The organism is Paracoccus sediminicola (assembly GCF_027912835.1).
Taxonomy (GTDB): domain Bacteria; phylum Pseudomonadota; class Alphaproteobacteria; order Rhodobacterales; family Rhodobacteraceae; genus Paracoccus; species Paracoccus sediminicola.
Genome location: NZ_CP115768.1, coordinates 2167020 through 2181639, shown reverse-complemented (window position 1 = coordinate 2181639; position 14620 = coordinate 2167020). Strand labels below are relative to the sequence as shown.

Sequence of the window (14620 nt, the reverse complement as noted above, 5' to 3'; positions counted from 1 at the left end):
GGGAGGTTCGTCATGAAATTCATCGCAGCAGGTATTGCCATCGGCATCGCCGGTTCGGCGGCAGCCGCCGGCGAAGCTGTCGTGTACAACGCAGAGGACCGGGAGTTCGAAGGCTATGTTGCCAAGGCTGAGAATCCAAAAGGTTCGGTCATCATCGTTCATGACTGGGACGGTCTGACCGATTACGAGCGGCAGCGGGCGGATATGCTGGCCGAGCAAGGCTATAACGCCTTCGCCGTCGATCTCTACGGCAAGGGGGTGCGCCCGCAATCGGTCGAGGAAAACCGGGCCGAGACCGAGAAGCTTTACAGTGACCGCGAGACGATGCGCGCGCTGATGACGGCCAGCCTGGAAACCGCGGCCGCCGAGGATGTGACATCGCCGGTGATCGCGGGCTATTGTTTTGGGGGCGCGGTCGCGCTGGAAGTGGCGCGGATGCAGCCGGAAGGTGTTACCGGCTATGCGAGTTTCCACGGCACGATCGAAACGCCGGAGGGTCAGGATTACAGCAGCGCCGAGGCGCCGATGCGGATCTATCATGGCGGCGCCGACACCGGCCCGGACATGATGGCATTCGCCACCTTCATCAACGAGCTGGAAGAGGCCGGCACGCCCTACAAGGCCGAGATTTATGCCGGCGCGCCGCATGCCTTTACCGTATTCGGTTCGGACCGATATCGCGAAGAGGCAGATCAACGCAGTTGGGCGGACTTCCTCGCCTTCCTCGGTGAGACCAATCCGGGGCCATAATACTTTTGTCCTGTGAAAGATCCGGGCTGTCGCAGCAATGCGGCGGACCGACTCACCGGGTCAACTCTCGCGGAATGCGCGGATGAAGTAATCGGTGAAGGGTTTCACCAGATATGAGGCCGGGCTGCGCTCGCCGGTCTGGATATAGACCTCCACCGGCATGCCCGGCACGAGGGCCAGATCGCCGAGACGGTCGCGCTGATCGGGGGGGATCCTGACCTCCGCGCGGTAATAGGAGCTCTGAGTCGCCTCGTCGACCACGGCATCTGCCGAGACACGTTCCAGAACTCCGTCGATCTCGGGCGTGGTGCGGGCGTTGAAGGCGGCGAAGCGGAGCTTGACGGCCTGGCCCGGCAACACCTCGTCGATATTGATCGGCGCCACCCTCGCGCCGATCAGAAGCGGACGATCCTGCGGAACGATATAGAGGATCGGATCGGCTGCGCGTATCACCGCGCGCGGCGTTGTCACTTGCAGCTCATGCACGATCCCCGAGACCGGCGCGGTGACGTCCAGACGCTCAAGCTGCTCGATCAGGGAACGGCGTCGCTCGGCAAGCTCCAACTCACGGTCGCCAAGATCCCGAAGCTCGGTTTCGGCTTGCTCGCGGCGCTCGCTTTTTTGCTGGAGAATGGTGATGTCGATTTCGCTCTGCTTCGTTTCGGCCTGCGCGCGCGCGGCCTGCATCTCGCCGATCTGACCGTCGATCGAAGCAGCCTCGCGTTCCAGCGCCAGCACGCGCGAGGCCTGGGCAAGACCCTTGTCCAGCAGTGACTGCTGGTCGGTCAGTTCCCTGCCGATCAGTTCTCGCTGCGTGGTCAGCGCCGCTTCCTGCGCCCTGATGCCTTCGATCTGTGCCCCGACCTGGCGGGTCTGCGTTTCAAGCTGGTCAAGCGATTGCTGCAATGTGCTGCGCCTTGTCTCGAACAGGCTACGCTGTCCCTCCATCAGCGCCGCGATCTTGGGGTTGTCGGCTGCGGCATCGGTGAGGATCTCGGAAAATTCGATCGCGTCGCTTTCGTCACGCTCTGCCTCGAGCCGGCCTCGACGAGACAGGATCTCGTAATACTGGCCTTCGACAATCGCGAATTCCGTGCGCAGCAAGGCTCCGTCGAGCCGGATCAGCGTATCGCCTGCTGAGACGCTCTGACCTTCGCGGATTTCGATCCCTTCGACGACGCCGCCATCGGGATGCTGGACAACTTGCCGGTGCTGTTCGACCTCAACCTGACCTGACGCCACGACTGCGCCCGCAATACGCGTGCCGACCGCCCAGGCCCCGAAGCCCGCGAACAGCACGAGAATTCCCGCGAGACCCAACATGAGCGGGCCTCGTGCCGACCACTCCCGACGCTGTCCCGGCGCGCTATTGCCTTTCATGAGACGCCTCCGCGGTTCTGCGATTGCTGTATTTCCCGCGCGTTGCTGACCGTGGACCGGAGCACTTCGTCCCGCTTTCCAAAGCGCCGCTGCACGCCCCCATCCAGCACCAAAAGATGCTCGCATTCGGCGATAGCGGCGGGGCGATGGGCCATGATGATGACCGCGCCGCCCTGAGACTTGATGCGTTTGATAGCAAGGTTCAGCGCCTGCGAGCCCTCATTGTCGAGATTGGCGTTGGGCTCATCCAGTACCAGCATGACCGGGTTGGTATAAAGCGCCCGCGCCAGACCGATCCGTTGGAGCTGCCCGCCCGAAAGCTGCCCACCCGCCTGTGCGAGCGGCGTGTCATAGCCCTGCGACAGGTTCAGAATCATCTGATGCGCCGCCGCGGCGGTCGCGGCCTGAACCACGCGCGCCGAATCTGGCTGCGGATCGAGCCGCGCAATATTCTCGGCCACGGTGCCGTCAAAAAGCGTGACCTTCTGCGGCAGATACCCGATCAGACGCCCCAGCTCATCGGGCGGGAACTGATCCAGCGTCGCGCCGCCCAGCCGAATTGCTCCCGCAGTTGCCGGCCATGCGCCGATGAGCGCCCGCGCGAGGGTGGATTTCCCGGCACCTGAGGGGCCGATCACCCCCACAGCCTCGCCCGGGCTGACGACCATGTTCACGCCGCGCAGTGTCGGTGCGCGATGGCCCGGCGGCACTATAGAGAGCTGGTTCACCTCAAGCCGCGCCTCGGGGCGGGGCAGGGCGGTGCGTTCCGGCGCGGCAGGCCGACGCGAGAGCAGATCGCCAAGCCGCTTCCAGCCATCCTGTGCGCGCTGCACGAGCGCCCATTGCCCGATCAGCACCTCGATCGGCTGCAACGCGCGGCCCATTACGATCGATGAGGCGATCATCGCACCCGGCGTCAGCTCTTGCTTGAGCACAAGCCACGCGCCTGCCGCCAACATCGCGCTTTGCAGAAACAGCCGAAAGCTGCGCGAGAATACGGTGTAAAGCTGGCTGTTATCGGCACCGGCGAGCCCTGCGGTGGCGGCCTCGGTGCGCGCTGAGCTCCAGCGCGAAAACGTGGCGTCCCGCATCCCGAGCGAGCCGATCAGTTCACCCTCGTCGCGGAACATATCGGACATGCGTTCGGCGGCTTGTGCGGTCACCGCACTCTTCTGAAGCGAGCGCTTCCCGGAGATCTGGTTCAAAAGCGCCGCGCAGATCAGGATCAGGCCGCCCACCGTGGCAACGACGCCCAGCATAGGGTGGAAGATATAGACGGCCGCCAGATAGACGGGCGCAAAGGGCAGGTCGAACAAGGCCAGGCTTACGGGCGAAGCGATCAGCCCGCGCAATGCCTCCAGATCGCGCATCCCGCCGCGGGCGACAGCGTCCGAGCCGGTGGCAATGCCGTCTTCGAGCCCGGCAGAGAACACACGCCGGTCCAGCCTTTGCTGAAATCTGAGAGCCACGCGTTGCATGATGCGCCCGCGCGCCAGATCGACGACACCCATGATCGCGAATAGAAACATCACCAGCAGGAAGAGCGCCGCGAGCGTCTCGACCGAGCGCGAGCCGAGCACGCGGTCATAAACCTGCAACATGAAAAGCGGTCCGGTCAGCATCAGCACGTTGACCGCAAAGGAAAACACCGCAACCGCGATCAGCAATCCGGTCGCACCGCCCCGTGCGGCGCGCAATTCTGCGAATCCCTGTCCGCTGCCCGGCGATCCTGCCATGTTCAGTCCGTATCTTCGGGTGCCCGGATGTTCGGGGACCATGTGGTGCGATCCGATCTGGACGTCGTAAAGCGCGCCGAATCGGGGTATGCCGGTGTATAGCAGCGCCGGGTTATAAAATCCTTCATCGCCCTCAGATCCGGAAAAGCGCGCCGCAAGTGGCGCGCTTTTGCCAGTTTACCATAAGCGACAGGATCAATTCAGCCCTTCGATGCCGCGCAGGACATCGCTGAGCGGATCGCTCTCGTCGGCATCCGGCGCATTGGTTACACCGCGCGAGCCGCTGGAGCTGACCGTGCGCTCGGGGCTGCGCGGTGCGGTTTCTGACTGGCCGGATGCGCCTTGGTTGCCAGCGGGCTGACCGAGCGCCTCGGACAGAGCATCGGCCAGCGGCTCGCCCGAGCCTTCGACAAGCGGTTGACCGGGGGGCGCCGCGGCCGATCCGCCCTGCATGTTGCTGAGCGCCGCGCTCAGCGCACCGGCAAGCGCATCATCGCCGCGCACCGACGGTGCCACGCCGTCGCCAATCCGCGAGCCCTCGTCGCCGACAAACCGGCCCAGAGGTTGCATCGGCAAGCCGTCATGGATCTCGGTCATTACTGCCTGCCAGATTTCAGCAGGCAGCCCGCCGCCGGTCACGCCGGTCAGCGGCGTGTTGTCGTCATAGCCCATCCAGACCCCGGTCACGAACTGATCGGTAAAGCCGATGAACCATGCGTCGCGATAAGAAGAGGTTGTCCCGGTCTTGCCCGCCGCATCGCGTTCGCCCAGCTTCGCCCGGCCGCCAGTGCCGTTCTGGATCACCTCGCGCATCATCGAGATCAGCCCCGCAGCCGCATGCTGCGAGATCACGCGCTGTCCCATGCCGCCGGTCTTGGCGATCATCGGGCTGTCCTCGCCGCTGATGCGCAGCTCGACCACGCCGTAGGGGCTGACGGCACGGCCGCCATTGCGGATACCGGCATAGGCGCCGGTCATTTCCAGCAGCGTCGAATCGAACACGCCAAGGCCGAGAGACGGCACGTTAGGCAGCTCGTTGCCGACGCCAAATTCCTCGGCGATGCGCAGCACCGATTCCCGCCCCGCACGTTCCTGAAGCCGGATCGTGGCGGTGTTCAGCGATTTGGACAGCGCCGTTGTCAGCGTCACATCGCCGTAGAAGCGCCGTGTGTAGTTCTGCGGAGACCAGTTGCGGATCGTCAGCGGGCCGTCATGGACATAATCCTGCGGCGCCATGCCCTGATCGAGCGCGGCAGCGTAAACGAAGGGCTTGAAGCTCGACCCGGTCTGACGCTTGGCCTGGGTGGCGCGGTTGAAAACGCCCTGAACGATGGTGTCGCGCCCGCCGATCATCGCGCGCACCGCACCATCTGCGGACAGCACGACCACGGCAGCCTCTGCCTTAGAGCTATCCTTTACCTTCTCATCGAAAACCTTCTTCAGCGCAGCTTCGGCGGCGCGCTGCACCTTCTGGTCGAAGGTGGTCAGGATCGTCACATCCTCGGTGGTTTCCGTGGTCAGGAAGCCCGGCCCCGATTCCATCAGCCAGTCAGCGAAGTAACCGCCCGCGCGGGCCTGAGCAGCCTGCGAGAGAACCGCCGGGTTGGCCCGTGCCTGCTCGAATTCAGCATCGGAGATCCGGTCCTGATCATGCATCAGCTGGAGCACGACGGCGGCGCGGTCTCGGGCGCGTTCGATATTCGAAGTCGGCGCAAAATAGCTCGGCGCCTTCAGCAGTCCGGCCAGCATTGCCGCCTCGGCCACCGAGACCTCGCTCGCATGCTTGCCGAAATAGCGTTCGGACGCCGCCTCGAAACCGCGCGCGCCGCCGCCGAGATAAGAGCGGTTCATGTAAATATTGAGGATTTCGTCCTTGGAGTATTTCATCTCCATCGCGAAGGAGAAGGGCACCTCCTTGACCTTCCGCCACAGGGTCGTGGCGCGGCAATCCTGTTCGTATTCGGCCTCGTCGCTCCACTGGGTCGGATCGAAGGTCTCGCCGAGGCAGAGCAGTTTCGCCACCTGTTGGGTAATGGTCGAGCCGCCGTGACCCTCCAGCGGGCCGCGCCCCTCCGACATGTTGATCTTGACCGCGCTCGCGATGCCGCGCGGGTCGATGCCCAGATGGCTGTAGAAGCGCCGGTCCTCGGTCGCCACCACCGCATCCCGCAGGGCGGGCGAGATCTGGTCGGGCATCACGGTCCCGAATGTCTCGCCGCGCCAGGCAAAGACCTTGCCTTCGCGGTCCAGCATGGTCACCCCGCCGCGCGCCCGGCCGTCGAACAGTGCCGAGGGTTCGGGTAGCTGCGAGTAGTAGAAGAAGGTCGACATGGCGATGATGAGGAACACAGCCAGAGCCGAGAACCACACCGTACGGAAGATCGCCTTCCATATCAGCGAAAAGAATCCGGTCACGCCCCGGGTGATCGCGTTGCCTCGCCTGACGGGCGCGCGCCGACCGCGCTTGCCCCTCGGCGTGGTGCCGGAGGGCTTTTTCGGATTTGCGTATCGCCGTTCGGCCACCACGGGGCGGCGCTTGCGGGGAGGTTGTGCCATGGCCTGTATTCCTGCGCGACCGGTTCCTCCGGCCTGATTAAAGTCAGTCTACACGACGCCGCAGGTGATGCGAAGTCAAATGACCGATCTGTGAAATGCCCATGTCGCAGGCATCCCGACAGATCGCTGCCCACAGATTCGGCGTGCCGCGCTTTCATGCACCATATCGGAGCCAAATTCTTGAGGATCAGCGATTTGGACCGCTTCGTGGGCGAGATATCGCTCGCGCTGCGCCGCGGGCGGCTGGCTCGAACAGAGGTAAATTCATGCCAAAAACGATCCCGATAATAGCGATGCCCGTGGCACTGACGGCACTTCCGGCGATGGCTCAGGAGGCCGCCATCTCTGCCGCCGAAGCCGCCCCTGCGGTAACGGTGGAGGTCGCCTATATCTTCAACACGCTGCTGTTTCTGATCGGCGGCTTTCTGGTCATGTGGATGGCTGCGGGATTTGCCATGCTGGAGGCCGGGCTCGTCCGCTCGAAAAACGTCACCACCCAGCTGTTCAAGAATATCTCGCTGTTTTCCATCGCCGGGATCATGTTCTGGCTTGTGGGCTATAATCTCATGTATCCGGCAGACTGGACCATCGGGGGCTGGATCGGGGAGCTTTTTGCGCCCAAATCCATCGAGCCGGTGGCAGGGGGCGATGCCGCGGACGGCTATTCCGCTGGTTCGGATTTCTTCTTTCAGCTGATGTTCTGCGCAACCACGGCGTCGATCGTGTCCGGCACACTTGCCGAGCGGGTCAGACTTTGGCCCTTCATGATCTTCACCGTCGTGCTCACCGGGGTGATCTATCCGATCGAGGCCTCATGGGAATGGGGCGCGGGCTGGCTGGATCAGCGTGGCTTCTCGGATTTCGCCGGCTCGACGCTCGTTCATGCGGCGGGTGGCTTCGCGGCGCTTGCCGGCGCCATCGTCCTTGGTCCGAGGCTCGGAAAATATCGCCCGGATGGGCGGATGCAGCCGATGCCGGGTTCCAATCTCGCGCTGGCGACGCTCGGCACCTTCATCCTCTGGCTCGGCTGGTTCGGCTTCAACGGCGCCTCGCAGCTGGCGCTCGGCAGCGTGAGCGACGCGGCCGATGTCAGCCGTATCTTCGTGAATACCAATGCCGCCGCCTCGGCAGGGGTGATCGCGGCCATCGTCACCACCCAGCTTATGTTTGGCAAGATTGACCTGACCATGGTGCTGAACGGCGCGCTTGCCGGGCTGGTGGCGATCACCGCCGAGCCGCTGACCCCGTCGATCTTTGCCTCGCTTCTGATCGGCGGCGTCGGCGGCGTCATCGCCGTTGTGGTTGTGCCGATGCTGGACCGGATGAGGATCGACGATGTGGTCGGCGCGATTCCGGTCCATCTCTGCGCCGGGATCTGGGGCACACTGATCGTGCCTGCGACCAATGCAGATACCAGCTTCGCCGTGCAAGCGCTGGGCGTCGGCGCGATCGGGTTCTTCGTCTTCGGGGTCAGCTTTCTCGTCTGGACGGTGCTGAAGGCAACAATGGGCATTCGCGTCGATCAGGAGGCCGAGATCACCGGGCTGGATGTCAGCGAGATGGGGATGGAGGCCTATCCGGATTTCGTGCAGGCCAAATAGGCGCGGCCACGCTTGACGTGAAAGGCCCGGCAGAGCGCCGGGCCTTATTGCGCCAAGATCACGCGATGCGGGCGACGACGAACTCTGCCAGATCGTCAAGCGTCTCGCGCAGGGGACCTTCGGGAAGCGGTGCGAGCGCTGCCCGCGCCCGCGACGCCCAGCCGAGCGCATCTCTGCGGGCTTCGTCCATGGCGCCGTGATGCTGCAAAAGCCGTAGCGCCTCTTCCAGATCGCCGTCCCGCTGATCGCCCTTTTCGATCACCCGCTCCCAGAAGCCACGCTCTTTGGCATCTGCCTTGGACACGGCCTTGATGACCGGCAGTGTCAGCTTCCGTTCGCGGAAATCATCTCCGACATTCTTGCCGATCACGGCCGCCTTGCCGCCGTAATCCAGCAGATCATCGGCGATCTGGAAGGCGATGCCGAGCGCGTCTCCGTAATCGAACAGCGCCCTGACATGATCTTCGGGCGCGCTCGCGATGACGGCGCCGACCTCGGTCGCGGCTGAAAACAGCGCTGCCGTCTTGCCCCGCACGACCTGAAGATAGATCTCTTCATCGGTGCGCAAATCCTGAGCCGCGGATAGCTGCAACACCTCGCCCTCCGAGATGGTTGCCGAAGCGCCCGACAGAATCTTCAGCACCCGCATCACGCCAGTATCTGTCATCAGCTGGAAGGCGCGTGCCAGCAGGTAATCACCGACCAGAACGCTGGATTTATTGTCCCAGAGCAGGTTCGCCGTGGGCCTGCCGCGCCTCTGCTGGCTCTCATCGACTACATCATCATGCAGCAGGGTCGCGGTGTGAATGAATTCGACCGTCGCGGCCAGATGGATGTGATACGGGCCGCTGTAACCGCAGATCTTCGCCGCGGCCAAGGTCAGCAAAGGGCGCAGCCGTTTCCCCCCGGCCTCGACCAGATGCGCGGTGACCTCGGGAATGCGCGGCGCATGACGTGACGCCATACGCTCACGAATCAGCGTATTCACCGCCTCCATCTCGGGCGCAAGCGCGTCCATGAGGCGATCCATCGGGGTCTGTGCTATGGCAGCGTCCATGGTCTACACCTTTCCTTGACTGCAATTGCCACGCGATGGACAGCCGCGCAACCGCTGGATACCGTTCCCGTCATGAAAGAACTGCTCAGAACCACCGACCCGTTGCGGCTGATGCGCGCGCAGGATGTCCTCCGCTCGGACGGGATCGAGACCTATGCGCTCGATCAGCATATGAGCGTGCTGGAAGGCTCGCTCGGGATCCTGCCGCGACGGCTGATGGTGGCGGACCGCGATCATTTCATGGCCAGCGCGATCCTGCGGGACCACGGTCTGGATGAGTAACACGCGCATCGACGCGTTTCTTGGCGGCAGACTGCACATAGAGCAGCCGGCCAAGGGTTATCGCGCCGGAGCCGATGCGGTGATGCTGGCGGCCGCGTGCCCGGCAATTGGCGCGCAGACGGTGCTGGAACTGGGCTGCGGGGTCGGGGTGGCATCGCTGTGCCTGCTGTCGCGCCAGCCCGGACTGCGAGTGACCGGGGTCGAGCGAGAGGCTGGCACGGCAGCTCTGGCGCGTCAGAATGCCGCGCGGAACGCGGTGGCGATGAGTGTGATCACAGCCGATCTGGCGGCGCGTCCAGCAGAGCTGCGCGCGCAAAGCTTCGATCACGTCATCATGAACCCGCCTTATTTCGACAGCGGCACCGCCGCGCCCTCCGCCGACCGTGCAGCAGCACGGCATGAAGAGACGCCGCTCGACGAGTGGATCACAGTCGCTCTGCGGCGGCTGCGGCCGGGCGGGGTCCTGACGATGGTTCATCTGGCTTCGCGGCTCGATGCGATTCTGGCCGGTCTGATGGCGCGGGCAGGGGATGTGACCGTCCTGCCGATTGCAGCGCGTGCCGGGCGCGATGCAGGTCGCGTCATCTTGACTGCGAAAAAAGGCGCGAGAGGTCCGCTTTCCCTGCGTGCGCCCTTCATCATGCATGAATCCGGACAGCATCTGCGCGATGGAGAGGATCTGACGCAGGCGGCGCAGGCAGTTCTGCGGTTCGGTCAAATGCTCAGCGTCTGAGCGCGCGTTTCACCGTGACAGAATCGGGATTCTGTGATGAAATTGTCATGTTCGACATCACAGAGGAGGACGATAATGTCAGTCGATTCCCACATCGAGAAACTCCGCGAGAAGCATGAGCATCTCTCGAAAGCAGTGGAACAGGCGCAGCGCGCCCCAGGCACATCGGACTTCGAAATCGCTGAAATGAAACGGGAAAAGCTCCGGCTCAAAGAAGAAATTTCAAGACTTAATCATTGATGATCCAATTTGACGAGAAAGGCCCGCGCGATCCGCGCGGGCCTTTTTCATATCCGTTCTCGACGTTGCTGATGGTTCAGCTAAAGAACTGAGCGCCATTTGCCGAGATCGTCGAGCCCGAGATAAAGCCGGAATCCTCCGACGCCAGGAAAGCAACGCAACGTGCGATCTCTTCCGGCTCGCCCAGACGGCCGACCGGGATCTGTGGAATGATACGCTCATTCAGAACTTTTTCGTCAATGGCGCGCACCATTTCGGTCCCGATATAACCCGGAGCGATGGCGTTGACCGTGATCCCGGCGCGGGCACCCTCCTGCGCGAGGGCGCGGGTAAAGCCGATATCGCCAGCCTTTGCCGCCGAATAATTCGCCTGACCCGCCTGACCCTTCTGGCCGTTCACCGAGCTGATATTGATGACGCGGCCGAATTTCCGCTCACGCATACCGCCCCAGACCACATGGGTCATGTTGAACAGGCCGGTCAGATTGGTGTCGATCACCTCGTTCCACTGCTGCGGCGTCATCTTGTGGAACATGGCGTCGCGTGTGATGCCGGCATTATTGACCAGGATGGCGACGGGGCCGAGCTCTTCCTCGACCTTCCTCACACCCTCAGCGCAGGCATCGTAATCAGCGACAGACCACTTGAACGTCTTGATGCCGGTCTCGTCGCTGAAGGACTTCGCGGCCTCGTCGTTCCCGGCGTAATTCGCCGCGACGCTATAGCCCGCCTCTTTCAGCGCCTTCGAAATCGCCGCGCCGATACCGCGCGAGCCTCCGGTCACGATCGCTGTCTTGGACATAGTTCCCCCCATCTACTGAATTATATTGAAATATTGCTAACTTCACGTGCTTGTGGCGCAAGGTCATTGCGCGCCATTACGGATCAGCGTTCCACGCAGAGCGCGACGCCCATGCCGCCGCCGATGCACAGCGTCGCCAGACCCTTTTTCGCGTCGCGACGCTTCATCTCGAACAGCAGCGTGTTCAGGATGCGCGCACCGGAAGCGCCGATCGGGTGGCCAATGGCAATGGCGCCGCCATTGACGTTTACGATGGCCGGGTCCCAGCCCATATCCTTGTTCACGGCGCAGGCCTGTGCGGCAAAGGCCTCGTTCGCCTCGACCAGATCCAGATCGCCGACCTTCCAGCCGGCTTTTTCCAGCGCCTTGCGGCTCGACGGGATCGGGCCGGTGCCCATGATCGCCGGATCCAGCCCGGCAGTGGCATAGGAGGCAATGCGCGCCAGCGGGGTCAGACCGCGGCGATTCGCCTCTTCCTCGGTCATGACCATCACCGCGGCGGCGCCGTCATTGAGACCCGACGCGTTGCCGGCGGTCACGCTGCCTTCCTTGGTGAAGGCCGGGCGCAGCTTCTGCATCCCTTCGAGATTGGCACCGTGGCGAATATATTCGTCTTCTTCCACAACCGTTTCGCCCTTCCGGCCCTTCACGGTGTAGGCCACGATCTCATCCTGGAAGCGGCCTTCTTTCTGGGCAGCTTCGGCCTTGTTCTGGCTGCCAACCGCGAATTCGTCCTGTTGGTCGCGGGTGATCTCCCACTGGTCGGCGACGTTTTCAGCGGTCTGGCCCATGTGGTAATTGTTGAACGCGTCCCACAAACCATCGCGGATCATCGTATCGATCAGCTTCATGTCGCCCATCTTCTGACCGGCGCGCAGATAGGCAGCGTGGGTCGAGAGCGACATCGATTCCTGTCCACCGGCCAGCACGACCTGCGCATCCCCGAGAATGACCTGTTGCGCCGCGAGCGCGACCGCACGCAGTCCAGAGCCACAGACCTGATTCAGCAGCCAGGCCGGCGCTTCTTTGGGGAGCCCGGCATTGATATGCGCCTGTCGGGCCGGGTTCTGGCCCTGACCGGCAGTGAGAACCTGGCCAAGGATCGTCTCGCTCACCTCGGCGGGATCGACGCCGGCGCGCTTGACCACCTCGGCGAGCACGGCAGCGCCCAGATCATGCGCGGGCACATTGGCGAAGGCGCCGAGAAAACTGCCTACCGGGGTGCGGGCGGCAGAGACGATTACGGCATTGGTCATGAGATCATCCTTTCGGGTATGCAATCCTGGCGGGCTCGAGGCCGTTCTCTTCACCATGCCGAACTCAGACGCAGCGTCAAGGCGCTCTGCTTATAGGAGCCGAAAAGGCGAGCCGGGGTCTGGCGTCCATGAAGGAGGTTGCCGAAAATGCATTTCGGATGAAATGCTTGGTCGGTTACCGGCCCTTGACTGTGCGACGCCCAAGAAACTCAGCGCGCGGCAGCGTTCGGTGTGGACCAAGGCGGCGTGATCGTCGGCGCGCCGAAATAGAAGCCCTGGAGGCAATCAATGCCCATCTCGATCAGATATGCTGCCTCATCGGCAGTTTCGACCGATTCGGCGACGGTGAACATGTCGAAATGATGGGCAATCGCCTGCAAGGCAGCGGTCAGCACCTGGTTGTCGGGCTGATCTGCGATCTTGCGAATGAACTGGCCGTCGATCTTGATCATGTCGAAGCTGAATTCGCGAAGATAGCGGAAAGACGTATGGCCCGCGCCGAAATCGTCGAGCGCGAAGCTGACACCGCGCTGTTGCAGGTCGCGCATGAAGGGCACGACCAATTCGGGCATATCCATGGCAGAGCTTTCGGTCACTTCGAGAATCAGCCGCTCAGCCAGAAGGGCATCGCCTGCGAGACCGAGCCGGAGCGTTTCGATCCAGACAGGGTTGCCAATCGAACGGGCGGACATGTTGATCGACAGCCGCATAGACGGGTCCTGCCGCAACGCATTCAGCCCGAGCGCCAGCGAAATGCAGTCGATTCGCCGCCCGAGTTCGGTCGTTTCGGCCTTAGGTAGAAAGTCGCGCAGCGGTACGAAGCGCCCTGTATCGTCGATGACCCGGAACAGCCCTTCGAAGAAAGCGGGCTGCGCGGGCCGGTCCGCCTGGACGATGGGCTGAAACGCCAACACCACATCGCCGCGCGAGATCGCCCTTTCGACCACCGCCATGGTCTGACGGCTGCGCTGATCGATTACGTAATCCAGCGGCGAGACCGCCGCATCTTCGCCCAATTGCCCGCTATCCTTCATGCCCGCATCCTTGCTGTTCGGGTTTATTGTCGGGATGATGTCTTAAGCTCCGGTGAAGTCCGAGAGGATCTTCGGTTAAGGATTAACGCTATGGTAGAACGCTGCGAATGGTGTGGAACCGATCCGCTCTATGTCGAATATCACGATACGGAATGGGGCGTCCCCGAGCGCGATCCGGGCGCGCTCTGGGAAAAACTCGTGCTGGACGGGTTTCAGGCCGGGCTGAGCTGGATCACCATCCTGCGCAAACGAGACACGTTCCGCGAGGTTTTCGAAGGGTTCGATCCCGAAAGGGTTGCTCGTTGGGACGAAAAAAATATCGAAAATGCTCTGCAAAATCCCGGCATCATTCGGCATCGCGGCAAGATCGATGCGACCGTTCGCGGCGCGCGGCTGTTCCTGGAGATCGAATCGACGGAAGGCTTCACGCCTTGGCTCTGGCAGTTCGTCGGCGGCGACCCGATCCAGAACAGCCCGCGGACCCTTGCAGACGTACCGACCTCAACTCCCGAGTCGGTGGCCATGTCGAAGGCGCTGAAAAAGCGTGGCTTCAATTTCTGCGGCCCGGTGATCTGCTATGCCTTCATGCAGGCGGTCGGGATGGTGAACGATCATGTCGTCACCTGCCACCGCCACGCGCCGGTCAGGGCGCTGTCAGCTGGGTGACGATGTCGCGCCCTGCCTCTGACGCCCATTCCGCGGGCCCCATCAGGCGTGCCACCTGTTTGCCCTCGGCGTTGATCAGGATCGTCGCGGGCATCGCCAGCACACCGAATTCCCGCGCGAGCTTCTGGCGCGGATCGAGCAGAACGGGCAGCGCATCGAGTTCGGCCTCGGCGTAGAATTTGTCGATCGCCTTGGGCGGATTGCGGCCCGTCGCGATGGTGACGACCTGGAAATCCTCGCCACCGTAATCCTTTTGCAGCGTGTTCAGCGCCGGCATCTCTTCGCGGCAGGGTGCGCACCAGGTGGCCCAGAAATTCAGCAGCACCGCCTGACCCTCGTAGTCGCTGAGCCGACGTTCGCCTCCCTCGGGGTCGGTGAATGTCAGATCCGGCAGAGCCTCATCCTCGACAGCGACCAGATCGATTCCCCCCGCTTTCGCGGCCTCAAGGTCGATCTCTCCGGCGAGCGCCGTGTTTGCACCGGCAGCAAGCGCCGTATAAAGGATCAGCAGACGAAGCATGTTCAAC

14 protein-coding genes are annotated in these 14620 nt (G+C 63.0%); 6 read left to right on the top strand and 8 right to left on the bottom strand.

All coding sequences use genetic code 11. The features are described 5' to 3' along the window. Positions 1-12: 12 nt before the first annotated feature. A complete protein-coding gene (locus PAF18_RS10795) occupies positions 13-750 on the top strand; it encodes a dienelactone hydrolase family protein (protein ID WP_271115730.1) in 738 nt (245 codons plus the stop codon). A 60-nt stretch (positions 751-810) separates the two neighbouring features. Here PAF18_RS10795 and PAF18_RS10790 read toward each other — a convergent pair whose 3' ends face one another. From PAF18_RS10790 to PAF18_RS10780, 3 genes are all read right to left on the bottom strand, one after another. After that, positions 811-2130: an HlyD family type I secretion periplasmic adaptor subunit gene (locus tag PAF18_RS10790; protein ID WP_271115729.1), complete on the bottom strand. Its 1320-nt coding sequence runs from the start codon at positions 2128-2130 to the stop codon at positions 811-813. Further along, positions 2127-3866, bottom strand: coding sequence for a type I secretion system permease/ATPase (locus tag PAF18_RS10785; RefSeq protein WP_271115728.1), 1740 nt, complete (start codon positions 3864-3866; stop codon positions 2127-2129). The genes PAF18_RS10790 and PAF18_RS10785 overlap by 4 nt, the downstream gene beginning before the upstream one ends. A 195-nt stretch (positions 3867-4061) precedes the next feature. After that, positions 4062-6422, bottom strand: a complete 2361-nt coding sequence (locus PAF18_RS10780; protein ID WP_271115727.1) for a transglycosylase domain-containing protein — start codon at positions 6420-6422, stop codon at positions 4062-4064. A gap of 293 nt (positions 6423-6715) precedes the next feature. Between PAF18_RS10780 and PAF18_RS10775 the strand changes: the two genes are divergently transcribed. Continuing rightward, positions 6716-8023: an ammonium transporter family protein gene (locus PAF18_RS10775; RefSeq protein ID WP_353620654.1), complete on the top strand. Its 1308-nt coding sequence runs from the start codon at positions 6716-6718 to the stop codon at positions 8021-8023. A 58-nt stretch (positions 8024-8081) separates the two neighbouring features. Here PAF18_RS10775 and PAF18_RS10770 read toward each other — a convergent pair whose 3' ends face one another. Continuing rightward, entirely contained in the window at positions 8082-9080 is a 999-nt protein-coding gene (locus tag PAF18_RS10770) for a polyprenyl synthetase family protein (protein WP_271115725.1), read from the bottom strand. A 72-nt stretch (positions 9081-9152) separates the two neighbouring features. Here PAF18_RS10770 and PAF18_RS10765 point away from each other — a divergent pair, with 72 nt between their 5' ends. The 3 genes from PAF18_RS10765 (at position 9153) to PAF18_RS10755 (ending at position 10335) form a co-directional block, all read left to right on the top strand. Continuing rightward, positions 9153-9362: a putative signal transducing protein gene (locus PAF18_RS10765; protein ID WP_271115724.1), complete on the top strand. Its 210-nt coding sequence runs from the start codon at positions 9153-9155 to the stop codon at positions 9360-9362. Next, positions 9355-10095 carry a tRNA1(Val) (adenine(37)-N6)-methyltransferase gene (locus PAF18_RS10760; RefSeq protein WP_271115723.1) on the top strand — a complete coding sequence of 247 codons (741 nt, stop codon included), beginning with the start codon at positions 9355-9357 and terminating at the stop codon, positions 10093-10095. Before PAF18_RS10765 ends, PAF18_RS10760 begins: the two co-directional genes overlap by 8 nt. 75 nt (positions 10096-10170) lie before the next feature. Continuing rightward, a complete protein-coding gene (locus PAF18_RS10755; RefSeq protein WP_271115722.1) occupies positions 10171-10335 on the top strand; it encodes a YdcH family protein in 165 nt (54 codons plus the stop codon). A gap of 76 nt (positions 10336-10411) precedes the next feature. On the opposite strand, the gene phbB is transcribed toward PAF18_RS10755, so the two are convergent. From phbB to PAF18_RS10740, 3 genes are all read right to left on the bottom strand, one after another. Beyond that, on the bottom strand, positions 10412-11137 hold the full coding sequence (phbB, locus tag PAF18_RS10750) for an acetoacetyl-CoA reductase (protein WP_271115721.1): 726 nt from the start codon (positions 11135-11137) through the stop codon (positions 10412-10414). 83 nt (positions 11138-11220) lie between these two features. Continuing rightward, entirely contained in the window at positions 11221-12393 is a 1173-nt protein-coding gene (locus PAF18_RS10745) for an acetyl-CoA C-acetyltransferase (protein ID WP_271115720.1), read from the bottom strand. Positions 12394-12602: 209 nt separating this feature from the next. Continuing rightward, positions 12603-13427: an EAL domain-containing protein gene (locus tag PAF18_RS10740; RefSeq protein WP_271115719.1), complete on the bottom strand. Its 825-nt coding sequence runs from the start codon at positions 13425-13427 to the stop codon at positions 12603-12605. A 90-nt stretch (positions 13428-13517) separates the two neighbouring features. On the opposite strand from PAF18_RS10740, the gene PAF18_RS10735 reads away from it, so the two are divergent. After that, on the top strand, positions 13518-14093 hold the full coding sequence (locus tag PAF18_RS10735; protein WP_271115718.1) for a DNA-3-methyladenine glycosylase I: 576 nt from the start codon (positions 13518-13520) through the stop codon (positions 14091-14093). On the opposite strand, the gene PAF18_RS10730 is transcribed toward PAF18_RS10735, so the two are convergent. Next, positions 14071-14613 carry a TlpA disulfide reductase family protein gene (locus tag PAF18_RS10730; protein ID WP_271115717.1) on the bottom strand — a complete coding sequence of 181 codons (543 nt, stop codon included), beginning with the start codon at positions 14611-14613 and terminating at the stop codon, positions 14071-14073. The genes PAF18_RS10735 and PAF18_RS10730 overlap by 23 nt on opposite strands. Between the last annotated feature and the right edge of the window lie 7 nt (positions 14614-14620).